23 protein-coding genes are annotated in these 23,800 nt (G+C 67.0%); 16 read left to right on the forward strand and 7 right to left on the reverse strand.

Annotation, left to right across the window (positions count from 1 at the left end):
* Positions 1–14: 14 nt before the first annotated feature.
* The 7 genes from flhA (at position 15) to ACLBV5_RS11420 (ending at position 7,320) form a co-directional block, all read left to right on the forward strand.
* Positions 15–2,114 carry a flagellar biosynthesis protein FlhA gene (gene flhA / locus ACLBV5_RS11390; RefSeq protein ID WP_447605752.1) on the forward strand — a complete coding sequence of 700 codons (2,100 nt, stop codon included), beginning with the start codon at positions 15–17 and terminating at the stop codon, positions 2,112–2,114.
* 55 nt (positions 2,115–2,169) lie between these two features.
* Entirely contained in the window at positions 2,170–3,705 is a 1,536-nt protein-coding gene (locus ACLBV5_RS11395; protein WP_447605753.1) for a sensor histidine kinase, read from the forward strand.
* A complete protein-coding gene (locus ACLBV5_RS11400; RefSeq protein WP_004370806.1) occupies positions 3,702–4,124 on the forward strand; it encodes a response regulator in 423 nt (140 codons plus the stop codon). The genes ACLBV5_RS11395 and ACLBV5_RS11400 overlap by 4 nt, the downstream gene beginning before the upstream one ends.
* 33 nt (positions 4,125–4,157) lie before the next feature.
* Positions 4,158–5,171 (forward strand): sensor histidine kinase, encoded by a 1,014-nt coding sequence (locus ACLBV5_RS11405; RefSeq protein WP_235599189.1) that lies wholly within the window; start codon positions 4,158–4,160, stop codon positions 5,169–5,171.
* A gap of 48 nt (positions 5,172–5,219) precedes the next feature.
* A complete protein-coding gene (locus ACLBV5_RS11410; protein WP_025976590.1) occupies positions 5,220–5,696 on the forward strand; it encodes an NUDIX domain-containing protein in 477 nt (158 codons plus the stop codon).
* A gap of 58 nt (positions 5,697–5,754) precedes the next feature.
* Complete coding sequence (locus ACLBV5_RS11415) at positions 5,755–5,931, forward strand: CsbD family protein (RefSeq protein WP_134581420.1); 177 nt, start codon at positions 5,755–5,757, stop codon at positions 5,929–5,931.
* Positions 5,932–6,054: 123 nt separating this feature from the next.
* Positions 6,055–7,320 carry a hypothetical protein gene (locus ACLBV5_RS11420; protein WP_447605754.1) on the forward strand — a complete coding sequence of 422 codons (1,266 nt, stop codon included), beginning with the start codon at positions 6,055–6,057 and terminating at the stop codon, positions 7,318–7,320.
* Here the strand turns inward: ACLBV5_RS11420 and ACLBV5_RS11425 are convergent.
* The gene (locus ACLBV5_RS11425; RefSeq protein WP_447605755.1) at positions 7,317–8,495 is read right to left on the reverse strand and encodes a vWA domain-containing protein; all 1,179 of its coding nucleotides are present in this window, start codon (positions 8,493–8,495) and stop codon (positions 7,317–7,319) included. The two genes, ACLBV5_RS11420 and ACLBV5_RS11425, sit on opposite strands and share 4 nt — an antisense overlap.
* A gap of 21 nt (positions 8,496–8,516) precedes the next feature.
* Entirely contained in the window at positions 8,517–9,044 is a 528-nt protein-coding gene (locus ACLBV5_RS11430; protein ID WP_447605756.1) for an N-acetyltransferase family protein, read from the reverse strand.
* Between the two features lie 233 nt (positions 9,045–9,277).
* Here ACLBV5_RS11430 and ACLBV5_RS11435 point away from each other — a divergent pair, with 233 nt between their 5' ends.
* The 5 genes from ACLBV5_RS11435 (at position 9,278) to dxs (ending at position 13,476) form a co-directional block, all read left to right on the forward strand.
* Positions 9,278–9,916, forward strand: coding sequence for a histidine phosphatase family protein (locus ACLBV5_RS11435; RefSeq protein WP_303684466.1), 639 nt, complete (start codon positions 9,278–9,280; stop codon positions 9,914–9,916).
* Between the two features lie 60 nt (positions 9,917–9,976).
* Entirely contained in the window at positions 9,977–10,234 is a 258-nt protein-coding gene (locus ACLBV5_RS11440; protein WP_004370819.1) for an exodeoxyribonuclease VII small subunit, read from the forward strand.
* Positions 10,234–10,590, forward strand: coding sequence for a tRNA-binding protein (locus ACLBV5_RS11445; RefSeq protein WP_278069554.1), 357 nt, complete (start codon positions 10,234–10,236; stop codon positions 10,588–10,590). Before ACLBV5_RS11440 ends, ACLBV5_RS11445 begins: the two co-directional genes overlap by 1 nt.
* Before the next feature lie 35 nt (positions 10,591–10,625).
* A complete protein-coding gene (locus tag ACLBV5_RS11450) occupies positions 10,626–11,498 on the forward strand; it encodes a polyprenyl synthetase family protein (protein ID WP_134582501.1) in 873 nt (290 codons plus the stop codon).
* A gap of 67 nt (positions 11,499–11,565) precedes the next feature.
* Positions 11,566–13,476 carry a 1-deoxy-D-xylulose-5-phosphate synthase gene (dxs, locus tag ACLBV5_RS11455; protein WP_447605757.1) on the forward strand — a complete coding sequence of 637 codons (1,911 nt, stop codon included), beginning with the start codon at positions 11,566–11,568 and terminating at the stop codon, positions 13,474–13,476.
* Between the two features lie 360 nt (positions 13,477–13,836).
* Here the strand turns inward: dxs and ACLBV5_RS11460 are convergent, their stop codons facing one another.
* Complete coding sequence (locus ACLBV5_RS11460; RefSeq protein ID WP_145915939.1) at positions 13,837–14,616, reverse strand: PhoH family protein; 780 nt, start codon at positions 14,614–14,616, stop codon at positions 13,837–13,839.
* A 299-nt stretch (positions 14,617–14,915) separates the two neighbouring features.
* Here ACLBV5_RS11460 and ACLBV5_RS11465 point away from each other — a divergent pair, with 299 nt between their 5' ends.
* Entirely contained in the window at positions 14,916–15,446 is a 531-nt protein-coding gene (locus ACLBV5_RS11465) for a gamma carbonic anhydrase family protein (RefSeq protein WP_313633505.1), read from the forward strand.
* 189 nt (positions 15,447–15,635) lie between these two features.
* A complete protein-coding gene (locus tag ACLBV5_RS11470; protein ID WP_244093404.1) occupies positions 15,636–16,541 on the forward strand; it encodes a hypothetical protein in 906 nt (301 codons plus the stop codon).
* 112 nt (positions 16,542–16,653) lie between these two features.
* Here ACLBV5_RS11470 and ACLBV5_RS11475 read toward each other — a convergent pair whose 3' ends face one another.
* The 4 genes from ACLBV5_RS11475 to hfaA all read right to left on the reverse strand — a co-directional run bounded on the left by ACLBV5_RS11475 (position 16,654) and on the right by hfaA (position 22,287).
* Positions 16,654–19,530, reverse strand: a complete 2,877-nt coding sequence (locus tag ACLBV5_RS11475; RefSeq protein ID WP_447605758.1) for a M16 family metallopeptidase — start codon at positions 19,528–19,530, stop codon at positions 16,654–16,656.
* Positions 19,531–19,668: 138 nt separating this feature from the next.
* Positions 19,669–20,922 carry a holdfast anchor protein HfaD gene (gene hfaD, locus ACLBV5_RS11480; RefSeq protein WP_447605759.1) on the reverse strand — a complete coding sequence of 418 codons (1,254 nt, stop codon included), beginning with the start codon at positions 20,920–20,922 and terminating at the stop codon, positions 19,669–19,671.
* Entirely contained in the window at positions 20,849–21,871 is a 1,023-nt protein-coding gene (gene hfaB / locus ACLBV5_RS11485; RefSeq protein WP_253118917.1) for a holdfast anchoring protein HfaB, read from the reverse strand. The genes hfaD and hfaB overlap by 74 nt, the downstream gene beginning before the upstream one ends.
* Positions 21,868–22,287, reverse strand: coding sequence for a holdfast anchoring protein HfaA (hfaA, locus tag ACLBV5_RS11490; RefSeq protein ID WP_303705753.1), 420 nt, complete (start codon positions 22,285–22,287; stop codon positions 21,868–21,870). Before hfaA ends, hfaB begins: the two co-directional genes overlap by 4 nt.
* 143 nt (positions 22,288–22,430) lie before the next feature.
* Between hfaA and ACLBV5_RS11495 the strand changes: the two genes are divergently transcribed.
* On the forward strand, positions 22,431–23,099 hold the full coding sequence (locus ACLBV5_RS11495; RefSeq protein ID WP_447605760.1) for a rhomboid family intramembrane serine protease: 669 nt from the start codon (positions 22,431–22,433) through the stop codon (positions 23,097–23,099).
* A gap of 74 nt (positions 23,100–23,173) precedes the next feature.
* Positions 23,174–23,602: a CBS domain-containing protein gene (locus tag ACLBV5_RS11500; protein ID WP_025976576.1), complete on the forward strand. Its 429-nt coding sequence runs from the start codon at positions 23,174–23,176 to the stop codon at positions 23,600–23,602.
* Positions 23,603–23,800: the final 198 nt, after the last annotated feature.

Raw genomic sequence — 23,800 nt, forward strand, 5'->3', positions numbered from 1 at the left:
CTTCGCACGTCGTCATGGCTGACGCGCCGTACCTGATGAAGGACGGCATGGCGCGCCCCACGGGGCGTGATGCGCTCGGCTGGTTGATGCGCGGCGAAGTCGGCATGGCGGTCGGCGTCATCGGCGTCATCATGCTGCTGATCCTGCCGGTCCCGAAGATGCTTCTGGACCTGTTGCTGGCGATCTCGCTCGTCTCCAGCGTCCTGATCCTGATGACGGCCGTGATGATGAAGCGGCCGCTGGACTTCGCCATCTTCCCCACGGTGCTGCTGGTCTCGACCCTGTTCCGCCTGGGGCTGAATCTGGCCTCGACGCGGCTGATCCTCAGCAACGGCCAGGAAGGTCACGACAGCGCCGGCAAGATCATCCAGGCCTTCGGCGAGCTGATGATGGGCGGCAACTTCATCATCGGGGTGATCATCTTCGCCATCCTGCTGGTGGTGAACTTCGTGGTCATCACCAAGGGCGCGACCCGCATCGCCGAGGTCTCGGCCCGCTTCACCCTGGACTCCATGCCGGGCAAGCAGATGGCCATCGACGCGGACCTCTCGGCCGGGCTGATCAACGAGGAGCAGGCCAAGCTGCGCCGCAAGGAGCTGGAACAGGAATCGACCTTCTTCGGCGCCATGGACGGCGCCTCGAAATTCGTGCGCGGCGACGCCGTGGCGGGCCTGATCATCACCTTCATCAACGCCATCGGCGGCCTGCTGATCGGGGTGGTCCAGCATGGCATGCCGGCGATGCAGGCGGCCAACACCTATGTGCAGCTGACCGTCGGCGACGGTCTGGTGACCCAGATCCCGGCCATCATCATCTCGGTGGCGGCCGGCTTCCTCGTGACCAAGGCCGGGGTCGAGGGTTCGGCCGACAAGGCTTTCGTCAGCCAACTGGCCACCAACCCCGTATCGCTGGGCGTGGTGTCCGGCACGGCGGGACTGATCGGCCTGATCCCCGGCATGCCGCTGCTGCCGTTTGCGGCGCTGGCGCTGGGGACCGGCTTCATGGCGTGGAAGCTGGGCCGCGACCGGCTGAAGCCGCCGCCCGCCGAGCCGGTGGACCTCAAACCCAGGGAGGATGTCGAGGAGCCGATCTCCACCGCCCTGACCATCGACGAGGTGAAGATCGAGCTGGGCTACGCCCTGCTGGCGCTGATCAACGACCTGGAGGGGCGGCGCCTGACGGACCAGATCCGCGCCCTGCGCCGTTCGCTGGCCCAGGAATACGGCTTCGTCATGCCCAGCGTGCGCATCCTCGACAATATGCGCCTGCCCAATCAGGGCTACGCCATCCGCATCAAGGAGATGGACGCCGGATCGGGCGAGGTGCGCCTGTCCTCCCTGATGGCGATGGACCCTGCGGGGCGTCAGGTCGAGCTGCCCGGCGAGCACACGCGGGAGCCCGCCTTTGGCCTGCCCGCCACCTGGATCGACGAGTCGCTGAGGGAAGAGGCGACCTTCCGCGGCTACACCATCGTCGATCCCTCGACAGTGCTGACCACCCACCTGACCGAAATCCTCAAGGAGAACATGGCCGAGCTGCTGTCCTACGCCGAGGTGCAGAAGCTGTTGAAGGAGCTGAAGGGCGAGGAGCAGAAGCTGGTCGAGGAGCTGATCCCCTCGGTCGTCACCGTGACGACGCTTCAGCGCGTGTTGCAGGCCCTGCTGCGCGAGAAGGTGTCGATCCGCGACCTCGCCGCCATCCTCGAAGGCCTGGCCGAGGCCGCGCCGCACACCACCAGCGTCTCCACCCTGGTCGAGCATGTCCGCAGCCGTCTGGCGCGTCAGCTGTGCTGGCAGCACAAGGCCGACGACGGCGCCCTGCCCATCGTCACCCTGTCGCCCGAGTGGGAGCAGGCCTTCGCCGACAGCCTGGTGGGCCCCGGCGAAGACAAGCAGCTGGCGATGGCGCCCAGCAAGCTTCAGGACTTCATCCGCGCCGTGCGCGACGTGTTCGAGCGCGCCGCCATGACGGGCGAGAACCCGGTCCTGCTGACCGGGCCGCAGGTGCGTCCCTATGTGCGCTCCATCATCGAACGCTTCCGCGGACAGACGGTGGTGATGAGCCAGAATGAGATTCACCCCAAGGCCCGCCTGCGCACCGTCGGCTCGGTTTAGACGACTTCACGGTTAATCGCTGGACACCGCGCAGGCGGCGAATATGGTTCCGGCCATGAAACGCATTCGGCCGGCCCTGCGCACCTTCGGAACCTTCCTGCGCACCCCGACCCTCAGTCGCTCTATCATCGCGCTTCTGGCCCTGGCCATCCTGCTGCTGATGGCGGTCAACGCCGCGACCTTCGTCATGATCCAGCGGACGGCGGCCTATAACGACACCGTCGATCACAGCCAGCAGGTCCGTCTGGCGGCCAAGGACATGCTGATGCTGCTGACCGAGGCCGAGACGGGTCAGAGGGGCTTCATGCTGACGGCCAGGACCGAATATCTGGGGTTGCACGAGAACGCCGTGGCCAAGCTGCCGGGCGTGGTCGAGCGGATGGAGCAACTGGCCGTCGGCGATGAGGATCAGGCCCGCCGGGTGGCCAAGGTGAAGGGGCTCTATCGCGAGCGCCTGAAACTGATGGCGGACACGATCGAGCTGACGCGAACGGGGCGCATTGGCGAAGCGGTGTCCTTGATCCGCAACGGTCGCGGCAAGTCTCTGATGGACCAGATCCGCGTCGAGCTGTCTGCAGTGGATGTGGTCGAGGCGCAGCGTCTGACGGAAAGGACGCGTCAGTCCGAGCGGGCCCAGACGGTCACGGTCGCGGTCAACGCCCTTGCGGCGATCCTGGTGCTGATCCTCGCCGGCATCAGCGTCTGGATGGTTCGGCGCTATGTGGCCGAGATCGAGGAGGCGCATTTCGAGCTCGACCGCGTCAACGCCGGGCTGGAAAACGAGGTGCGCGACCGCACCGCCGAACTGACCCGCGCCAATGAGGAAATCCAGCGGTTCGCCTATATCGTCAGCCACGATCTGCGCGCGCCCCTTGTCAATGTCATGGGCTACACGTCCGAGCTTGAGCAGGTCAGCAAGGCCCTGGAGCAGCAGCTGACCGCGCTGGAGGCGACCCACCCGGAGCTTGTGGACGCCGAGGCGCTGCGTTCGGTGCGCGAGGATGCGCCCGAAGCGGTGGGCTTTATCCGGACCTCGACGGCCAAGATGGACCGGCTGATCAACGCCATCCTGCGCCTGTCGCGCGAGGGGCGCCGCGCCCTGCAGCCCGAGACGCTCGAGATGACGGCCATGGTCCGCGCCATCGCCGACACCGTCAGTCACCAGGTCGCCGAAACGGGCGGCGAGATCACGATCAGCGACCTGCCTGCGATGGAGAACGACCGTCTGTCGATCGAGCAGGTCTTCAGCAATCTGATCGACAACGCCGTCAAGTATCAGCAGCCGGGCCGATCGATCCATATTGAGGTCAGCGGCCGGCAGGAGCCGGACGGCTGGGTCTCCTATGCGGTGCGAGACAACGGCCGGGGCGTCTCGCCTCGCGATCACGAGCGTATTTTCGAACTGTTCCGGCGCTCTGGCAAACAGGACACGCCCGGCGAGGGGCTGGGCCTTGCGTTCGTGCGCAACATCGTTCGCCGCATGGGCGGCACGATCGAGGTTGAGTCCGAATTGGGAGAAGGCTCGACTTTTTACCTAAAATTTCCGAAGCGTCTCGTTATGCTGGGTGACCATCAAGGAGACCGCCTGTGAGCCACTCGGTGAAGATCGTCATGGTCGAGGACGACCACGGCCACGCCAAGCTCATTGAGAAGAACATCCGGCGGGCGAACATCGCCAATGACATCGTCCATTTCGACCATGGGGATGCGGCGCTGGATTATCTCTTTCAGGAAGAGGTTCGCCGCAGCGGGCCGCTGCTGATCCTGCTGGACCTCAATCTGCCGGACATGTCGGGCACGGACATCCTGGAACGGGTCAAGGCGGACGAGCGTCTGCGCCGCGCCCCGGTGGTGGTGCTGACCACGACGGACGACAAGGGCGAGATCCAGCGCTGCTACGACCTGGGCTGCAACGTCTACATCACCAAGCCGGTCGACTATGAAGCCTTCGCAGGCGCGATCCGGCAGCTGGGCCTTTTCCTCTCCGTCATGCAAGCCCCCGAGATCTGACGCGTGGATCAGGCTCGGCCCCCCATACGGCTTTTGTACATCGACGATGATCGCGGCCTGTCGCGCCTGGTTCAGAAGGAGCTGGAGCGCCACGGCTATCAGGTGGTCTGCGCGCCCGACGCCGATGCGGGCTATGAGGCGCTGAAGGCCGAAACCTTCGATGTCTGCGCCCTGGATCACTATATGCCGGGTCGCGAGGGCCTGGACGTTCTGCCCGACATTCTGGCGCTGCCGGAACCGCCGCCGGTGGTCTATGTGACGGGCGCGCAGGACGGGCGCATCGCCGTGGCCGCCTTGAGGGCCGGCGCGGCCGACTATGTCATCAAGGACGTGTCCGAGGACTTCACCGCCTTGTTGCGCTCGGCCATTGAGGACGCCCTGCTGCGTCGCCGGCTGGAGCGCGAAAACGAGCGCGCGCATGACGAAGTCCGTCAAGAGCGCGACCGCGCCGAGGCCCTGCTGCGCGAGGTGAACCATCGCGTCGGAAACTCGCTGCAACTGGTCTCCAGCTTCATCTCCCTGCAGCTGCGCCAGCTCGCCGACGAAGGCGCGCGCGCCGCCCTGCGCGAGGCCCAGGTCCGCATCGAAGCCGTCGCCCATGTCCATCGCCGCCTCTACACCTCGGCGAACGTCGAACGGGTTCAGATGGACGAATATCTGGCCGGCTTGGTCGAGGAGCTGAGCAAGTCGATCGGTCCCAATGGCGACGGCTCGCGCCTGACCCTGTGCGCTGAACCTCTTCAGGTGACCACTGATCAGGCCGTGTCCCTGGGGGTGATCGTGACCGAACTGGTCACCAACGCCGTGAAATACGCCTATGAACCCGGCGCCGCCGGCGAAATCCGCATCCTTCTGCAGAAGGCCGAAGACGGCAGTCGGGCCCTCTTGACGGTCGAGGATGACGGGCCTGGTCTGGGCGACGGCGCGCCCAAAGGCACCGGCCTGGGCTCCAAGATCATCTCGGCCATGGCCAGCGGCCTGCGCTCGGCGATCGAGCTGGATTCCGCCCACCACGGCGTGCGCGCCCGTCTCGCCTTTGATCTCTGACCGTTTTGGGCTTCCGTCGGGCGTCCCGGCGGGTTTAAGCTCGGTGAAATGAAGCTTCAGTTCGGCACGGCGCGCCCCGGCCTCGACTATATCCACCGCCCTGCTGTTTTCGGCATCGCTGAGCGCGACGGCCGTCTGGCCTGCGTCCGCGTGGATCGCGGCGAAGGCGGCGTCTATTACGACCTGCCCGGCGGCGCACTGGACGGCGACGAGACCGAACAGCAGGCTCTGGTCCGCGAGTTCGCCGAGGAAACCGGCCTGATCATCCAGCCGGTAGACCGCCTGACCGAGGCCGGACAATATTTCCTCAAATCGGACGGCGCCGCGGTGAACAACGTCGGCGGCGTCTGGGTGGTCAGCGTGACCGGCGCCGACCCTTCGACCAAGCAGGAAGCCGACCACGAGTTGGTCTGGATGGAGCCGCTGCGCGCCTTGTTCAGCCTTCGCCACGAGGCCCACAGCTGGGCCGTCGCCCGCTGGCTGCGGGACCGTCATGCTGCGGCTTCGGAACCGCAGCGACGATAGCGGGTTGTTTTCCCTGAGAGACCGCCATTTCCGGCGGTTGCTGTACAGGGAGTCCAACATGGCCGATCACGACCGCATTGAAGGCGCCGCTAAGAACATGGGCGGCAAGATCAAGGAAGCCGCCGGCAAGGTCACCGGCGACGAAAAACTGAAAGCCGAAGGCCGCGCCGATCAGGTCGAAGGCAAGGTCCAGAACGCCGTCGGCGGCGTCAAGGACGCCCTAAAGGGCAAGTAAGGACGGAGGCTACCCTCATCCAAACGACCGCCGCCCTTCCCAGGCGGCGGTCGCGGCCACAGTCCTGCCGAAATCTGTTTTAAGTATCGTCGTCATGTCAATCGCTGCTGGGGGAGCAAGCGGATGTGGTCGCGTCGTTCGATCTTGTTAGGGGCCGCCGGGGCGGGCGTGGCGCGTGCGACTCCTGTTTGGCCGCAGGAGGCGCTGTCGAATGACGAACTTCTCTTTAGCGAAGGCCGCTATCTGCCGACCTATCTGGACCTGAAAGCCAAGTCCGAAGCGGGCGACGAGGCCGCGCGCCAGATGCTGAGCCAATTCGCGTCCTTTCTGGGCGATGAGGAGACCGCTGTCGGTCTGGACGAACGACCGCCTCGGCCATCCGTCGTTCCGCCGGACCTTGAAGGCGCCGTGGCCCGTGATGCGATCGAGGCCATCACCGAGGCCGCCCGCGACACCCGCATCGTAATCCTGAACGAAGCGCACAATGTTTCCGCGCACAGGGCGTTCGCCGCGCGGGTCATGCGGGCGCTGCGCCCACTGGGCTACGATTGGTTCGCCGCCGAGACCTTCACCCAGCCCCAGCCTGTGCCGCTTGTCCGGATCGGCGCCTATACGAAGGGCGCGCCCTTCCTAGCCAGCTACGGCTACTACACCCACGATCCGGTCTTCGCCGAAATGGTGCGCGAGGCGGCCCGGCTGGATTACCGCTTCTCGGACTATGAGCAGCGTTTCGACCAGAGGACGCCCGAGGGCGCGGACAGCGCCGCGCAGATCGCCGCGCGTGAAGAGGCGCAGGCCGACAACCTGATCGCCAACATCCTGTCGACCCACCCCGAGGCGCGCGTCTTCATCTACGTCGGCTACAGTCACGCGATGGAGGTTGAGGGACGGGGCGGGCTATGGTTTGCCGCGCGTCTCAAGGCTAAGGCGGGCATCGACCCCTTGACCATTGAGCAGTCGAGGAACTGGCCAGCGCTCGCGCCTGAGAACGATGCCCCGCACGTGGCGGCCGTCCTGGCCCGTTTTGCGCCCGAGGCCCCGATCGTGGTGTCAAAGGATGGCGAGAGCATCGCCACGCCCAACTATGCCGGAAAGATGGATCTGTCGGTCTTCCATCCGCGCATGACGCCCGTGGCGGGCCGCCCCGGGTGGCTGGCGGCGGATCCCGAGCGGCGGCGCGTGACGATTAAGGTTCCGCCGCTGGACGAGCAGGTGCTGATCCAGGCCCTGTCGATGGCTGAAACCACGGCCGGGCCGCCCTCGGATCATTATCTGCTGCCGCCCGGCGCGTCGGAGGCGACCTTCTTCCTCCACCCCGGCCGTTACTTCTTCCGCCAAGAGACGGTGGCGGGCATCCAGCCCGCCTTCGGCGCGCTCAGGGTAGATTAGCGCGCCAGGGTCCGCATCGCCCGTTCAAGTCCCTCCAGCGTCAGGGGGAACATGCGGTGCTCCATCATCTCGCTGATCAGGCTGACCGAGGGGGTGTAGGACCAGTGGCGTTCGGGCACGGGGTTTAGCCAGACCGACTTGTCCCACTGTTCGCAGGCGCGTTTTAGCCAGACGGCGCCCGCCTCCTCGTTCCAGTGCTCCACCGAGCCGCCGGGCATGGTCACTTCATAGGGCGACATGGTCGCGTCGCCGACGAAGATGGCGCGCCAGTCGCCGGGGTATTTGTGGATCAGGTCCCAGGTCGGGATGCGTTCGCTGCGGCGGCGCCGGTTGTCCTTCCACACCCCTTCGTAGAGGCAGTTGTGGAAGTAGAAGAACTCCAGGTTCTTGAACTCGGTCCGCGCGGCGGAGAACAGTTCTTCACACAGCTGGATATGGCCGTCCATCGAGCCGCCGACGTCGAGGAACAGGAGCACCTTGATCGTATTGCGCCGCTCGGGCCGCATGTGGATGTCCAGCCAGCCTTGGCGCGCCGTGCCGTCGATGGTGCCGTCGATGTCCAACTCCTCGGCCGCGCCTTCGCGGGCGAAGCGGCGCAGGCGGCGTAAGGCCACCTTGATGTTGCGCGTGCCCAGTTCGACCGTGTCGTCCAGGTTCCTGTATTCGCGCTTTTCCCAGACCTTGACCGCGCGGCCGTGCCGCCCCGGCCCGCCGATGCGCACGCCCTCAGGGTTGTAGCCGCCGTGGCCGAAGGGACTGGTTCCGCCCGTGCCGATCCACTTGTTGCCACCCTGGTGGCGCTCCTTCTGCTCCTCCAGCCGCTGCTTCAGCGTCTCCATCAGCGTGTCGAAACCGCCGAGCGCCTCAACCTGCGCCTTCTCCTCGTCGGTCAGGTATTTTTCGGTCAGCAGCCGCAGCCAGTCTTCGGGGATGTCGGCGGTGATCTCATCGCCGGGGCCGACGCCCTCCAGCCCTTTGAACACCTTGCCGAAGACCTGATCGAAGCGGTCGTAATGCTTCTCGTCCTTGACCAGGACGGCGCGCGACAGGTGGTAGAAGGCCTCGACGTCGCGCCCTGCCACGCCCTTGTCCATGGCCTCCATCAGATGGAGCCATTCCTTGAGCGACACAGGCACCTTGGCCTCGCGCAGGGCGGTAAAGAAGGGCAGCAGCATGGGCTTAAGACTGGCCCTAGCCTAGCCGCGCCGCAAGATGAACTCGTCGTCCATCCAGGCGCCGACCGGGTACTGATACTCGCCAGCCTTCTCGAAGCCGTAGGCCGCGTATAGCTTCTGGGCCTTTTCGTTGCCGCTCCAGACGCCGATCCACAAGGGGCCGTCGGTGTGAGCCTCCATCCACTCCAGCGCGACCTTCAGCAGCTGCGTGCCCAGACCGAGGCCCTGCGCCGGCTTGCCGACGTAGAGGCGGCGCAGCTCGGCGTGGCTGGCGCGGCCGTCGGGGTGGGGCAGGGTGTTCGGCCCGGCGTTGGCGAAGGCCAGCAGTTCGCCGTCGCGCTCGGCCACCCACCAGGCGGCGCCCGGCTCGGCCAGTTTGGTGGTGATGGCCTCGGCGTTGAAGCTGGCGTCCAGGAAGGCCGTCAGATCGGCGACCGGGTAAGGAATGCCGAAGCCGGTGACGAAGGTGTCGATAAAGGTCTGGCGCCCCAGGACGGCCAGGGCGGCGGCGTCGTCAGGACGGGCGGGGCGGATCACGGGGGCGCTCATGGCCGACGCATAGCGCCGGGCGGGCGTCGGGTGAAGGCGTGTCGAGACCGGCTTGGCGACATCATCGCAGCGTCGTCATCTTTGTGTGGTTGCAGGGGCGCGCGACGGGGGCTACCACCTTTGTCCAAGGTGCGCCGTCCGCGGCGCCCGTCAATGCTCGGATGGGGAGGTTAAGGGACGCCAAGGCCTTGGTTTCACAGGCCGATCCCCGTGCTATGACTTCTCCTGCACTCATGACTCATTCCGAATCTGCAACTCAGACGCCGGTCGCGGCCGCCCGCTCCGCGGGGGCTGAAGCCGCCTATGGGGCCATTACGCTGGCGCGCCACGGCGAGCCGGCCCTGTCGCGCAAATGCATGATCACCTCGGACCAGTATCGCGACTGGTGGGGCCGCTATGAGATCGGCGGCCTGCGCGCGGGCCAGACGCCGCCTCAGGCTCTGCTGACGGCCGCCGAGGGCGCCGGGGCCATCTACGCCTCGACTCGACCCCGCGCACAGGAGACCGCGCGCGCGGTGGCGCCGGATCGCGACGTGCTGGTCGACGCCCTGTTCATCGAGGCACCGCTGCCGCCGCCGCGCTTCCCAAGCTGGATCAAGCTGTCGCCGCGCTATTGGGGCGTGATCTCGCGCATCTGGTGGCACGCCTTCAATCACCACGAAGGCCAGGAAACCCGCGCCGAGGCCGAGGTCCGCGCCGATCAGGCCGCGCGCGTGCTGATCGCCCGCGCGTCGGAGGGCCACGACGTGCTGGTTCTGGCGCACGGCTATTTTAACCACATGGTCGGCCGGCGGCTGAAGGCGCACGGCTGGCGCCTGGTGCATAATCAGGGCTTCAAATACTGGTCCCAGCGCCGTTTCGAGAGGCGCTGAGGTCGCGGTCTGAGGAAGGCCGTTGAAGCGGCGCGCGCGCCTCTCTAGGTTGCGCCCATCATGACCGACGCATCCGTTTCCCCCGCCGTGCCCGCCGATCTCAGCTTCGAGGACGCCCTGTCGCGTCTGGAGGGCATCGTTTCGCGCCTGGAATCGGGTCAGGCGCCGCTCGAAGAGTCCATCGCCCTGTACGAAGAGGGCGCGCGGCTGAAGGCCCACTGCGAGGCGCGGCTGAAGGCCGCCCAGCTGCGGGTCGAGAAGATCGTCGTCGGCGCCGACGGCCAGGCCAAGGGCGTCGAACCGGCCGAGTTCGGCTGATGTCCGCGTCCGACCTGGCGCCGCAGATCGGCTTCGACGACTTCATGAAGGTCGATGTGCGCATCGGCCGGATCATCAAGGCCGAGCCGTTTCCCGAGGCCCGCAAGCCCGCCTATAAGCTGACCATCGACTTCGGCGACGCCATCGGCGTCAAGAAGTCCTCGGCCCAGATCACACATCACTACACCCTGGATCAGTTGGACGGCCGCAAGGTCGCCGCCGTCGTCAACTTTCCGCCGCGCCAGATCGGCCCGGTGATGTCCGAAGTGCTGACGCTCGGTTTCCCGGACGCTGAGGGGAACGTCGTCCTGGTCGGCGTCGATCGCGACCTGCCGCTGGGCGGGAGGCTGTTTTGAAGGTGCTGGCCGCCAACTCGCCCGAGCAGGCCGTCATCGACCGCGTCGCCGAGGTCGCTGACGTCGTCACCGTGGCGCTGGATGAACTGTTGCCGCGCGCCGATGGACCGGAAGTGCGCCTGACCGAGGCCATGCGCTACGCCGCCCTGGGGCCGGGCAAGCGGCTGCGTCCCTTCTTCGCCATCGAGGCGGGCCGGATGCTGGAGGCGGACGACCGCGCCGTGCTGCGCGCCGCCTGCGCGCTGGAGTGCGTCCACGCCTATTCGCTGGTGCATGACGATCTGCCGGCGATGGACGACGACGACGTGCGGCGCGGGCGCCCGACCCTGCACATCGCCTATGACGAGGCGACCGCCATCCTGGCGGGCGACGCGCTTCAGACGGCGGCCTTCGACATCATTCTGGATGAGGACACCCACGACGAGGCGGCCGTGCGCTGCGAGCTGGCGCGTCGTCTGTCTTTTGCGTCTGGCGCGCGCGGCATGGCGGGCGGGCAGATGATCGACCTGATGGGCGTCCGCGACGATCTGGGCGGCGTCGCCCGGATGCAGCGGCTGAAGACCGGCGCCTTGTTCGCCTATGCCTTCGAAATCCCGCTGATCGTCGCCGACGCCAACGAAGCCGCCTGGCACGCCCTGACCAGCTTCGCCCACGACATCGGCCTGGCCTATCAGATCGTCGACGATGTTCTGGATGCGGAAGGCTCGGCCGAAGAGATGGGCAAGGCCGCGGGCGGCAAGGACGCGGCCCTGGGCAAGACCAACTTCGTCACCCTGCTGGGGGTCGAGGCGGCGCGACAGAGGGTCGCGCACCTGGCCGATCAGGCCCGCTCGCACCTTGACGTGTTCGGCCATGACGCCGAAATCCTCAAGGCCAGCGTGGACTTTGTGCTCAAGCGCCGGTCCTGATAGGAAACGCGCCCGCCCTCAGCGGGTTACTGTTTGACGCCTCGTCGTCTGAAGGCCCCCGATTCCCATGTCCAACACCCCGCTTCTCGACTCCGTCAAGTTTCCCGCCGACACGCGGGGCTTCGACATTCCCCAGCTGAAACAGCTGGCGGACGAGGTGCGCGCGGAAACCATCGACGCCGTGTCCGTGACCGGCGGGCACCTGGGCGCCGGTCTGGGCGTGGTCGAGCTGACGGTCGCCCTGCACCACGTTTTCGAGACGCCGCAGGACATTCTGATCTGGGACGTCGGCCACCAGTGCTATCCGCACAAGATCCTGACCGGGCGGCGCGACCGGATCCGCACCCTGCGTCAGGGCGGCGGTCTCTCGGGCTTCACCAAGCGGTCGGAGAGCGAATACGACCCCTTCGGCGCGGCCCACGCCTCGACCTCCATCTCGGCGGCGCTGGGCTTCGCCGCCGCGCGCGACGCCAAGGGCGGGAACAACCGCGTCGTGGCCGTCATCGGCGACGGCTCCATGTCGGCGGGCATGGCCTATGAGGCGATGAACAACGCCGCCGAGGCCACCAACGGCCAGCTGATGGTCATCCTGAACGACAACGACATGTCGATCGCCCCGCCCGTCGGCGGCATGAGCGCCTATCTGGCCAAGCAGGTCTCGGGCGGGACCTATCAGAACATCCGCAAGGTCGGGAAGAAGTTCGTCGACCATATGCCGCGCCCCTTCCGCGACGCCGCGCGCAAGGCCGAGGAATACGCTCGCGGCATGATCGTGGGCGGCACCTTCTTCGAGGAGCTGGGCTTCTACTACATCGGGCCGATCGACGGCCACGACATGGAGAACCTGGTCCCCATCCTGAAGAACGCGGCCGCCATCACTGACCGCCCGGTGCTGGTCCACGTCGTCACCCAGAAGGGCAAGGGCTACGCCCCGGCCGAGAGCAGCGCCGACAAGCTGCACGCCGTGGTCAAGTTCGACGTGGTGTCGGGCAAGCAGGCCAAGGCCGTCTCCAACGCCCCCAGCTACACCAAGGTGTTCGGCACCGAGCTGATCAAGCACGCGCAAGCCGATCCGACCATCATGGCCGTCACCGCCGCCATGCCGTCGGGCACGGGGCTGGACCTGTTCGGCCAGGCCTTCCCGAATCGCACCTTCGACGTCGGCATCGCCGAACAGCATGCTGTAACCTTCGCCGCCGGCCTGGCCGCCGACGGCATGAAGCCGGTCTGCGCCATCTACTCGACCTTCCTGCAGCGCGGCTATGATCAGGTCGTCCACGATGTGGCGATCCAGTCCCTGCCGGTGCGCTTCGCCATGGACCGCGCCGGTCTGGTGGGCGCGGACGGCGCGACCCACGCCGGGTCGTTCGACATCGGCTATATGGGCGCCCTGCCGGGCATGGTGCTGATGGCGGCGGCGGACGAGGCCGAACTGGCGGCCATGATCTCGACCTCCCTGGCCATCGACGATCGCCCCAGCGCCTTCCGCTATCCGCGGGGCGAGGGCGTGGGCGTCGACATCCCCGAACTGGCCGCCCCGCTGGAGATCGGCAAGGGCCGCATCGTGCGCGAAGGCACGTCGGTTGCCATCCTGTCGCTGGGCACCCGCCTCCAGGAATCGCTGAAGGCGGCCGATCTGCTGGCGGCCAAGGGCGTCTCGGCCACCGTCGCCGACGCCCGGTTCGCCAAGCCGCTTGACGCCGATCTGATCCTGCGTCTGGCGCGCGAGCACGAGGCCCTGATCACGGTCGAAGAGGGCGCCATGGGCGGCTTCGGCGCCTTTGTGCTCCAGCTCCTGGCCGAGAAGGGCGCGCTGGACGCCGGGCTCAAGGTCCGCACCTTGCACCTGCCGGACATCTTCCAGGATCAGGACAAGCCCGAGATCATGTACGCCCAGGCCGGCCTGAACGCCGAGCACATCGCCGCCGCGGCCTCTACGGCGTTGGGCGTCGACGCCAGCCGGGCCGTGCGGGCGTAAACCGATTTTCCTTCTCCCCTTGTGGGAGAAATTGCTCAAGTAGCCGTAGGCGGTAGCACGCTAAAATCCTTCTCCCCTTGTGGGAGAAGGTGGGCGCCGGAGGCGCTCGGATGAGGGGTGCTTACACCTCGTCAACCGTTCAGGCTCTCAGCGAAAATGGCCGGTCGTCTCGCAGACACCCCTCATCCGGTCCTCACGGACCACCTTCTCCCACAAGGGGAGAAGGGCAGGGATCGCAACGCAATCGACCATCCCCCCTTGGCCCCTGTGCTAGACTACGCGCGGGCCGAGGGGAGATTTCAGACGAATCAGACGAATTGGACTCTCTTTTTTCCTTCTCTCACCAGAGGCGGAAAGGGGTCACAGCACCCCGATCATGCTGGCGACCAGCGGGTGGCGCACGATGTCGCGTTCGGCCAGGCGCACCACGGCGATCTCGGGCACGGCCTCCAGCCGCTCGGCGATGTCCGACAGGCCGGAGACCCCCGGCAGCAGGTCCGACTGATGCGGGTCGCCCGTCACCACCATGGTCGAGTGCCAGCCCAGCCGGGTCAGCAGCATCTTCAACTGGACGTAGGTGCAGTTCTGCGCCTCATCCACGACGATGAAGGCGTTGTTCAGCGTGCGGCCGCGCATATAGCCGATGGGGGCGATCTCGATCAGACCTTCGGCCATCAGCGCCTTGACCCGCTTCATGCTGAGCCGGTCCGACAGGGCGTCGTAGAGCGGCCGCAGATAGGGGGCCAGCTTGTCCTCCATGTCGCCGGGCAGGAAGCCGATCGATTCCCCGGCCTCGACGGCGGGACGGCTCAGGACGATGCGGCCGACCTTGCCCGCCTCCAGCGCCTCGACCGCCTTGGCGACGGCCAGATAGGTCTTGCCCGTGCCTGCCGGGCCGAGCGCCAGCACCAGGTTGGCGTGATCGACGGCCTCCATCAGTGCGGCCTGGCCGTCCGACTTGGGCTTGAGCGTCTTGAGGTAGCCCTGATCGCGCTCGTCGTTCGAGGGCAGGGGCGACCAGCCGCCGACGCGGGCGGGCAATCGCCGGACTTTGGCATCCTGAAGGAATTCGGGCGAATCCAGCACGCCTTCGCGCAGCTGACGCTTGATGGCCGATCGTTTGCTCATGGACGCCTCCAGGGCATGAAAAAAGGCGAGCCCGGCTGGGTCTCGCCTTGGTCGTCGGTGGGGGAGGTAGGGGCCGAAGTCGCGCAGCCGTCCCGAACGGTCGCAGGGTCTTCGCCGCAGCAGGTGCGTCGCCGTCCCCGAACTGGTCGCGAACACGCCAAGCGCATTCTCCAGCGTCTGACCGGACCGGGCTTGATCCGGCTTCGGATCCGGGGGCGAATGGGGCCGACCGAATCGCATCAACAGATTGATGCTAACGTGGTTTCTGAAGGGTTAAAGCCTTCATTTTGATAAGAATAGGCGGTGTGCGGATGAGTGTTTACAGTCTGGGCGACAGCAAGCCTCAGCTTCCCCCGGAAGGCGAATACTGGATTGCGCCCAGTGCGACGGTCCTAGGAAATGTGATTCTGCATCCGGGCGCCAGCGTCTGGTTCAACGCCGTGGTGCGCGGCGACAACGACCCCATCGTCATCGGGGCCGACAGCAATATTCAGGACGGCAGCATCCTGCACACCGACGTGGGCGCGCCCCTGACGATCGGCGCGGGCGTCACGGTGGGGCACAAGGTGATGCTGCACGGCTGCGAGATCGGCGACAACAGCCTGATCGGCATCGGCGCGGTCGTCCTGAACGGCGCGCGCATCGGGAAGAACTGCCTGATCGGCGCCAACGCCCTGATCACCGAGGGCAAGGTCATTCCCGACAACAGTCTGGTCATGGGCCAGCCGGGCAAGGTGGTGCGGGAGTTGGAAGAGGGTCAGATCGAAGGCCTGCGCATGTCGGCGCAGCACTATGTCCAGAACTGGCGGCGCTATGTGGCGCAGCTGAAGCGGATCGACTGATCCGTCGCCCCACAATGGCACGGGTCACAATGGGACAGGGGCTGAGACAGGCGGGCCGGAACGGCGCAAACTCGCGCATGAGGGGATGAAACAGCCCATTGGCGGACAGTCGAAACGGCCCAGCGCTTGCATTGGTCCTGCCGACGATCAATGCAGGAGTCCGATCCCATGCGGATAGGGATTACGAAAATGCTGGCCGGCGCTGTGGCCTTTGTGGGGCTGATGGCGGTTGCTGATGCGGCTGCGGCGCAGTGCGGGCCGTCCAGTTGCCTGCCGCCGCCGCCGCCCACGCCGATCTTGCCTCCGCCGACGCCGATCACCCCGCCGGTGACGCCGCCGGGCGGCGGTTGCGGCCCTAGCGGCTGTCTGCCGCCGCGCCCGCCGGTGACCCCGCCTTGCGGCGGCGGCGGATGCCTGCCGCCTCCGCCCCCTCCGTGCTGCGGCTCGGGCGGGGGCAATGTGAACGTCAACGTCAATGTCAATGCGAACGCCAGCGCCAACGCCTCGGCGCGCGCCTGGGCCGGATCGCGCGCGGCGTCGACAGTGATCGTGGCGGGCGGCGGCGGAGCCTATTTCAACGTCGACCAGCCCTATCCGACCACCATTCAGGGCCTGAACGTCCAGGGCGGGATGCAGATGGTGCGGGTGCCCTTCACCGCCTCGCGCCGCATCGAGAAGCAGGTCGTGCTTCAGGCCGTCTGCATCGATGACCGCAATGTCCCGCACCCGGCGTCCCAGGTCGTTCCGGGCCGGGACGTCGCGGACAGCTACGACGGCGAACTGTATCGCTGCCTGGCGGGCACCAAGCTGCAGTGGACCGTCAGCGAAGCGGAAGGCGCGGCCGGCGAAACCACGGCCTGCAACAAGGGCGACGCCCTGTGGCACGGCGCCGGCGGCCGTCTGGAATGCCGTCCTGAAAAACAGGCGCGTCAGTGTAATGAGCGTTCGCTGCTGCGCCGCTACGGCGCGGGCGTGAAGGTTCTGACCATGATCCGCGAAGAGACCTACACCGAGTATCGCGAGGAGATGGTCGAGGGCGCCGCCTCCACCGGCATGATCATGATGGACGGCGGGGTCGGCGGCCGGGTTTTCTGAACCCGCTGTTCAGCCTGGCGACAGACGCGATCGTCTAGGGTCAGGCATCGACTCTCCGTCGATAGGCCAAACGACTGGGCCCCGTTCCTTTCGGAACGGGGCCCCTTCTTTGTTACTGGGCGTTGACCGAGACGACTTCGGCCTTCCACGCCGCATCCGGTTTCAGATACTGGCGCGCGGCCGCCTGAAGGTCGGCGGCGGTGAAGGATTCCAGATCGCTGATATGCGTCTGGATCTGTTCCAGAGAGGCGGGCTTGGCGGCCAGATCCTCCAGTTGACCCAGCCAGTATTCATTGCCCGCCTGGCTGCGGCGCAGGCTTTCGATCACCGGCAGGCGCGCGCGGTTCAGTTCGTCCTCGCTGACCGGCTTGTCGCGCAGGTCGGCGATGATGGCGTCCACGGCGGCGAAGAAGGCGTCGAACTTTTCCGGAGCCGTGTCGGCGGTGATCGAGATGGAGCCGTAGCCCGCGAACACGTCGGACGACGAGGCGCGCACGCCCGGCGAGTAGGCCAAGGCCTGCTTTTCGCGGATCTCGTCCAGAACACGCAGCTTCAGCACCTCGGCCAGGATTGAGGCCTTGCGCGCTTCGGTGCGGTCGTTGACGGCGTCTGTGGTCGGCCAGGCGATGTAGGCCAGGCCCTGCTCGGCCGGACCGGCGTGGGTCAGGCGGATCGGCTGGGCCGTCGGCGCCGGGAAGCGGCGCTGGTCCGACCCGGAAAGAGGCTGGGCGGCCGGGGCGCGGGCGGGCAGGGCGGCGAAGGTCGAGGCGACCGAAGCCACCGCGTCCTCGATCTTGACGTCGCCGACCATGACGATGTCGATCGGGCCCGTCGCCAGACCCTGAACCACGCCCTGCTTCAGTTCATCCAGGGTGAAGGCGGCGATTTCCGCGGGCGAAGGCATGGATTCGCGCTTGTCGCCGCTGGCCAGCAGACCCGAGGCCTGAAGGCCGAAGGCGCCGCCGGGGGTCGCCATCTGCTGCATGATCACCTGCGGCAGCACGGCCTTGATCTGCTCGAACGGCGCAGGGCGCAGGCCCGGATCGGTCAGATATGCGGCCAGCACCTGCATCTGCAGTTGCAGATCGGCCGGCCGGGTGGCGCCTGACAACTGATAGGCGTCGCTGTCGATGCTGAAACCGGCGCCGTAGATTTTTCCGGTCAGGACGCGGTTCAACTCGTCGGCCGTCAGCTTGCCGAGACCGCCGGCCGTGAAGACCATCGGGGCCAGGGACTGAGCGGTGAAACGATCGGCCGGCAGGCCCATCTCGCCGATGCCGGTGCGGACCGAGATCAGGATCTGCTGGTCCTTGAAGGTCGTCGGCTTGACGGTCAGGCGCACGCCGTTGGGGAAGGTGACGATGGTGGCGCCGACGGCGGCGACTTCGGTGGTCGAGGCGGGCGTGGCGGCGGCGCCGAAGTCGGCGTAGGGCCAGTCCAGAGCGGCCTGTTCCGCCGGGGCGGCGACCGGCGTGGCGCGGCTGGCTTCCAGCAGGGCGGTGACGCCGGCCTCGCCGCCTTCGATCGGCTCGGGCGTGACGACCAGAGCCAACGGACCCTGGCCTTCGAAGGCGCGCTTGACGGCTTCGCTGACCTGAGCCGCTTGAAGGTCTTTCACCGTAGCTTCAAAGAGCGCCAGGTTGGTGGCGGGGGAGGAGAAGACCTTGTCGTCGTTGGCGGCGCCCAGAAGGGCGTTTGCCAGGGCCGGGGTGCTGCGCGTGGCGGCGGCCTGGACCGCCGTTTCCAGCGCGGCGCGGCTGTTGGCGATCTCGCGATCCAGTTCGATCTGGGACACGCCGAACTGAACCAGGCGGCGCTGTTCCTGCTCGATGGTTTCCAGCGCGCGCTGGATGCCGCCGGGATTGAAGGCGGCTGAGACGCTGGCGAGGTCTAGGGTCTTGAACAGGGTTCCCTGTCCGCCGCCGCCGCCGATGAAGGGCGGGTTGTCCGCGCGGGCCAGTTCGCCCAGACGGCGGTTCAGCACGGCCATGCCCAGGCCTTGCAGCATGGCGTCGCGGCGTTCAGACGCTGTATCGGGATCGAGGTCGGGGTTGCGGATCCAGTTCAGCTGAACCGACGACTGCACGCCCGGCTCAACCAGGATGCGGGTCTCGGGCTGGCGCGGGGCGACCTGTCCCAGATCGGGCTCGGGGCCGTCGGCGGCCTTGGGCGTCCAGTCGCCGAAGGTCGCCTTGATCTTGGCTTCCATCTGATCGACATCGAAGTCGCCGACGGCGATCATGGTGGCGCGCTCGGGGCGGTAATAGGCCTCGTAGAACTCGACGAAGCGTTCGCGAGGGGCGCTGCGGATGATGCTGAGGTCGCCGATCGGCAGGCGATTCGACAGGCGCTGGCCCGGCGCCAGCAAGGCGATCTGGGCCTTCAGCGAGCGCAGGGCGGGGGTGTTGCGCAGGCGCTCTTCACCCTCGATCACGCCGCGTTCGGAATCGATGTCCTCGGCCTTCATTAGGGCTTCTGAGACCTGTTCGCGCATGATCCGCAGCGAGGTGTCCACCGTCTCGTCGTTGGTGCGCGGCAGCTCCAGCGTATAGGCGGTCTGGTCAAAGCTGGTGAAGGCGTTGGTGTCGGCGCCGAAGGCCAGGCCGAGACGCTCCAGAATCCGCAGCAGCTCGTTCTCTGGCACGTTCGTCGTGCCGTTGAAGGCCATATGCTCCATGAAGTGGGCCAGACCCAGCTGGTCGTCGTTCTCCATCAGCGAACCGGCCGCGATCCGCAGGCGCAGCGAGGCCTGACCCGGCGGGGTGGCGTTCTTCATGATGGCGTAGCGCATCCCGTTGGGCAGGACGCCGAAGCGTACGGCCGAGTCAGCCGGGATGTCGCTGGCCGCCTGAGCCCAGGGCTTGGAGGGTTGAGCGTTCTGCGTCGCGACGGCCGAAGGCGGCGTCAAAGCGACGGCAGGGAGGGCCGCGCCGCCCATCAGGGCGAGGCTGGACGCGGCGAGCAGAAGCAGGCGGCGAGGGGATCGCATTCGGTGGTCTCCGCGACGTGCGAGCGGGCGGCCCCCGGGACTGATTGCGGCCCTGCACGTAAGACAGGCGCGAAGCGTCTTCAGCCCCGCGCCTGTTCACGGTGACAAACGAGCTTGACTAGCTCAAGTTACCGAAAGTTAATTTCCCGGTCGGGCGACATAGAAGGTCGCCGTGTTGCCGACGGCGTTCGCGCCGGCGACGACATTGCGGCCCCAACCGTTGACGGTGGCGGTCGCCGTGGCGCGCACGTCGCCGGCGTTGGTCTGGCTGTTGCGCACGTTCAGGTCGCCGCCGCAGGTCGAGCAGGCGAAGCCGGTGACGGCGTTGCCCGCCGCATTGGCCCCGACATAGGCGTCGTAGCCGTTCTGGCCGGTGAACCCGGCGCTGGCGGTGACGCCGCCGGTGTTCATCTGGGTGTTGTCGATGCTGACATAGATGTCGTTGTTGCCCGCATGAACCTCGTTGCCGACAGCCTCGGCGGTCGAATAGGCGGCGCCGAAGTCGTAGGAGCTGACTTCGGTGCGCGACAGCACCTCGGCCGAGTTCTGCTGGTCCACGTCCACGACCAGCGACCCGCCCTGATTATAGAAGGCGGCCTGGTTGGAGGCGGCGCGGCTGCGTCCGGCGATGTCCCAGGCGTTGCCCGCCCACACGCCGGTCCAGGCGGTGACGCCGGCGCCCGAGGCGTTCTGGGCGACTGACAGGTCCTGGTGCGAGTTCGGGGTCGAAGTCGCCTGCACGGCGTTGGCCGAAGCCTGGCTGGAGAAGACGGCCGGGGCCGGGGCGTAGGTGAAGCGGGCCTCGTTCTCGGCGTAGATCTGGCCGGTTGAGTTCTGATCAGCGCGGCCGGTGATGGCGCCGCGCTGGTCGCCCGTGCCGCTGGCGCCCAGGGCGACGGTGTTGCCGATGGCGTCAGCTGAGACGTGGCCGCCGTAGTTCAGGCGGGCGCCGGTTTCTTCGATGCGTGTGCGCGCCGTGACGTCGCCGTTCAGGTTCTGGCCAGCCTCGACGTCGATGCCGGTGTTGACGGCGGTGGCGGCCAGATAGTTCCCGCGCGCCTGGGTGACGCTGTTCACGTAGCCGGTGTCGCCGCGCAGGGTCAGGGAGGTGTCCGCGACCGCGGCGCCTTGCATGTCCTGGGTCGAGCGGATGTCGGCGGCGCGGCCTTCGGCGCCGCCGGACAGGGCGTTGCCCATGGCGGCGTTCGACACGGCGACGTTGTCGCTGACGTTGACGACGTTCAGGCGCTGACCGCTGATGACGTCGCCAAGGTTGAGCTGCTCATTCAGGACCAGCCCGCGATCTTGAGCGGAAGCCTCAGCGGCCGCCGCTACGCACAGCGCTGTCGCGGCGATCGTGCCAGCGAGACGGGTCGGCGCGAGTCTGGCCATTGTTCGTGTCCGTGTTTGCGTAAGCGGGATAATAGCCGCCCGTCGGGCCGACAGGGCTGTCGGCCAGCGGGTCGTTGGCGGGGTTGAGGCAGATTTCCGGGCCGGGGGCGCCGTACAGATTGGCCATGAACTCGACCGTGGCGCGTTCGACCAGGGCGCGGACGGCCAGTTGAACCGGCTCCAGGCCGCTGGACCCGGCGGAAATGTCGAAGACGTTGCCGTTCAGGAAGTCGAACACGCCGGCCGACACTTCGCGGCCGACGATTTGCTTCTGATAGGAGACGACATCCACGACTTCGAGGGTGGTGGTCTGCACCAGACGAAGGTCGATCGCGACGTTCATCACGAACACCTTGCCGGTGATCAGGCCCGAGCCGCCGTTCTGTTTCACTTCGCCGCCGGCGACGTCGAAGCCGCCCGAGCGGATGTTGTAGTTCACCTCGGTGATGCCGCCGACGACGTAGAAGTCCGAGCCCGGCACCTGACCGGCCAGGATGCGGCGGAAGGCGGCGTCCTGGGGCGCGCCGTTCGGCACGTCGTCGCCGATCAGCTTGTTGTTGGCGTAGCGCAGCTCAAGCTCCGACACCGAGGTGTCGTAGCGCTCGACGATGCGGGCGCCGGCCTTGGCCAGGGCGGTGTTGGCCATCAGGGACGCGCCCTGGGTGATTTGGCGGCCGCCGTCCGAAGAGATGGAGCCGGTGTAGTCGCTGATCCGACCCACGGCCATGCGCGGCGAGGGCAGGTTGTAGCGGCGCGCATAGTCGGCCAAGCAGTAGAGCGCGGTCGAATAGGGCGTCGGGTTCGACGTCACCGGGGCGTTGCCGATCGGCTTGGCGTACTGGCCCGACGGCCCGGCGGAGGTGCTGACGCAACCGCCCAGCAGGGCGGCGGCGGCGGCTACGCAGCCGAGGGCGCGCACAGGCGAGCGGCGGATGGCTGAGATTTTCATGGACGCGGCCCGTTCAGGGTGGTGCCGGCGTTGATGTCGCCGGTGTTGGTCTGGTTGGAGTTGACGACGACCGTGTTGCGGTTGCCCTGGACCACCACATTCAGGTTGTTGCCGATGGCGGTCGAGCCGCCGATGTTGGTCACGCCGCTCGAGCCGACGCCGCCGTTGAAGATGCTGGACGACGCATTGCTGTCGCTTCGCGAATAGGCGCTGCCGTTCTGCTGGATGATGCCGTCGACGACCAGGCGGTTGCCGTTGGCGTCGCGGGTCGTGCCGCGGCTGGCCTGGGCGGTGGTGTAGCGCGAGGCGCCGTAGCCGGCCTGGAACTGGCCCGCGCCGGCCGAGCCGGTCGACTGCGCGACGGCCGAACCGGCAGGCAGGCCCGCCAGCACGACGGCGGCGGCCGCAACGGTCATGAGTGTCAGTCTATGAGACGGCATCAGGCGCTCCCGAGAACTTCTGGAAGGCCCCTCGCAATGACCATGCCAGCCCATATCAGTCTCGGAATGGCGCAAAACGACGGCTTGAGCTGGAATGCGACTGGCCCCATCAAGGGCGAATGTCCCAATCTGACGCCCGTTCGCCGCGACCGCCGCGCGAAAAGATGTTCAACGCGCCCTTCCTGCCTCTGCTGATCGCAGCATCCATGCCGGTGCTCTATTATCTGCAGGAGCGGCTTCCCGATCTGGGAGTGTCGATGGCCTTCGTTCCGGCAAGGCTGTGGGCGGGCGACTGGCAGGGCCTGTTCACCTCCATGCTGCTGCACGGCGGCTGGGCTCATGTGACGATGAATGCGGTGGGCGCCCTGGCCTTCGGCGCGCCCGTCGCGCGTTTGATGGAGCGCGGGCCGGGACCGCTGGTCTTCGTCCTCTTCTATATAGCCGCCGGCGTCGTGGCGGCCCTGGGCTATGGCCTGGTGCATCCGTACAGCATGGGGCCGCTGGTCGGCGCCTCAGGCGCGGTCTTCGGCCTGATCGGAGCCGCCACCCGGTTGATGGGCGGGCATGGGCGCGTCCTTCCGCTGTTTCATCCGATGGTGTTGCGCGCCTCGGCTGCCTGGATGGCGGTGAATCTCATTGTGGGTCTGATCGGTCTGGCGCCGGGAGCGGAGGGCGCCCGCATCGCCTGGGAGGCGCACGCCGTCGGCTTCGTGTTCGGTATTCTCGCCATCGGGCCGATCGGGGGCTGGTTCGCCGCGCGCCGTGATTTGCCTATCGGCGGCGTCTGAGCGAACCTGTCTTCCTTCAAGCGGCCGGTCCGCGACCCGCGGACGACGGCCTGCCCATAAGGAGGTAAGTCGCCATGCTGGTCGCCGAGATTCTCAAGGGCAAGGGGAGCGCTGTTTTCACGCTGGCGCCGGACGCCACGTTGAATGAAGCCTGCGCCGAGCTGGAGCGCCGCCAGGTCGGGGCCTTGATCGTTTGTGAAGGCGATCGCGTGGTTGGCGTCTTGTCCGAGCGCGATATCGTGCGGGCCATTTCGCGCCACGGTACGCAGGCCCTGGAACGGCCGGTCTCCCATTATATGACGAGCGAGGTTGTCTTCGCCGATCCGGCAGAAACCGTCGAGGCGCTGATGGCGCGGATGACGGACCGTCGCATCCGGCACCTGCCTGTCCTGCTGGACAAGCGGCTCGCCGGCGTCGTCTCGATCGGCGACGTGGTCAAATGCCAGATCGCCCAGGCCACGCAGGAAGCCGAAAGCCTGCGCACCTATATAGCGGCGGGGTAGGCCGGCGGATCGGGCCGGGTCGCGCGCTGTGTATAACGGCTCGATCTGTGGATAGATCGCAAAAGCCGGTTTTGCCTATTGCCCTCGTGAAAAGCGCCTCGTATATCGCCGCCTCGCTCGGAGACGGGCTGGCCCAACGGGGCTTCGGAGACTGGGTTTTCGGGGTTTTGGTCGGGGCGGGAGTTTGAAAAAGCTTCT

This window comes from Brevundimonas sp. M1A4_2e (assembly GCF_053345555.1).

Bases quoted from the DNA above. Each gene is read 5' to 3' on its own strand.
- hfaA (WP_303705753.1), bottom strand. From the start codon at position 22,287: ATGACCGTTGCGGCCGCCGCCGTCGTGCTGGCGGGCCTGCCTGCCGGT.
- ACLBV5_RS11430 (WP_447605756.1), bottom strand. From the start codon at position 9,044: ATGAGCGCCCCCGTGATCCGCCCCGCCCGTCCTGACGACGCCGCCGCC.
- ACLBV5_RS11395 (WP_447605753.1), top strand. From the start codon at position 2,170: ATGAAACGCATTCGGCCGGCCCTGCGCACCTTCGGAACCTTCCTGCGC.
- ACLBV5_RS11475 (WP_447605758.1), bottom strand. From the start codon at position 19,530: ATGCGATCCCCTCGCCGCCTGCTTCTGCTCGCCGCGTCCAGCCTCGCC.
- hfaD (WP_447605759.1), bottom strand. From the start codon at position 20,922: ATGGCCAGACTCGCGCCGACCCGTCTCGCTGGCACGATCGCCGCGACA.
- ACLBV5_RS11420 (WP_447605754.1), top strand. From the start codon at position 6,055: ATGTGGTCGCGTCGTTCGATCTTGTTAGGGGCCGCCGGGGCGGGCGTG.
- hfaB (WP_253118917.1), bottom strand. From the start codon at position 21,871: ATGAAAATCTCAGCCATCCGCCGCTCGCCTGTGCGCGCCCTCGGCTGC.
- ACLBV5_RS11410 (WP_025976590.1), top strand. From the start codon at position 5,220: ATGAAGCTTCAGTTCGGCACGGCGCGCCCCGGCCTCGACTATATCCAC.
- ACLBV5_RS11415 (WP_134581420.1), top strand. From the start codon at position 5,755: ATGGCCGATCACGACCGCATTGAAGGCGCCGCTAAGAACATGGGCGGC.
- dxs (WP_447605757.1), top strand. From the start codon at position 11,566: ATGTCCAACACCCCGCTTCTCGACTCCGTCAAGTTTCCCGCCGACACG.
- ACLBV5_RS11425 (WP_447605755.1), bottom strand. From the start codon at position 8,495: ATGCTGCTGCCCTTCTTTACCGCCCTGCGCGAGGCCAAGGTGCCTGTG.
- ACLBV5_RS11470 (WP_244093404.1), top strand. From the start codon at position 15,636: ATGCTGGCCGGCGCTGTGGCCTTTGTGGGGCTGATGGCGGTTGCTGAT.
- ACLBV5_RS11435 (WP_303684466.1), top strand. From the start codon at position 9,278: ATGACTCATTCCGAATCTGCAACTCAGACGCCGGTCGCGGCCGCCCGC.
- ACLBV5_RS11500 (WP_025976576.1), top strand. From the start codon at position 23,174: ATGCTGGTCGCCGAGATTCTCAAGGGCAAGGGGAGCGCTGTTTTCACG.
- ACLBV5_RS11440 (WP_004370819.1), top strand. From the start codon at position 9,977: ATGACCGACGCATCCGTTTCCCCCGCCGTGCCCGCCGATCTCAGCTTC.
- ACLBV5_RS11445 (WP_278069554.1), top strand. From the start codon at position 10,234: ATGTCCGCGTCCGACCTGGCGCCGCAGATCGGCTTCGACGACTTCATG.
- flhA (WP_447605752.1), top strand. From the start codon at position 15: ATGGCTGACGCGCCGTACCTGATGAAGGACGGCATGGCGCGCCCCACG.
- ACLBV5_RS11495 (WP_447605760.1), top strand. From the start codon at position 22,431: ATGTCCCAATCTGACGCCCGTTCGCCGCGACCGCCGCGCGAAAAGATG.
- ACLBV5_RS11465 (WP_313633505.1), top strand. From the start codon at position 14,916: ATGAGTGTTTACAGTCTGGGCGACAGCAAGCCTCAGCTTCCCCCGGAA.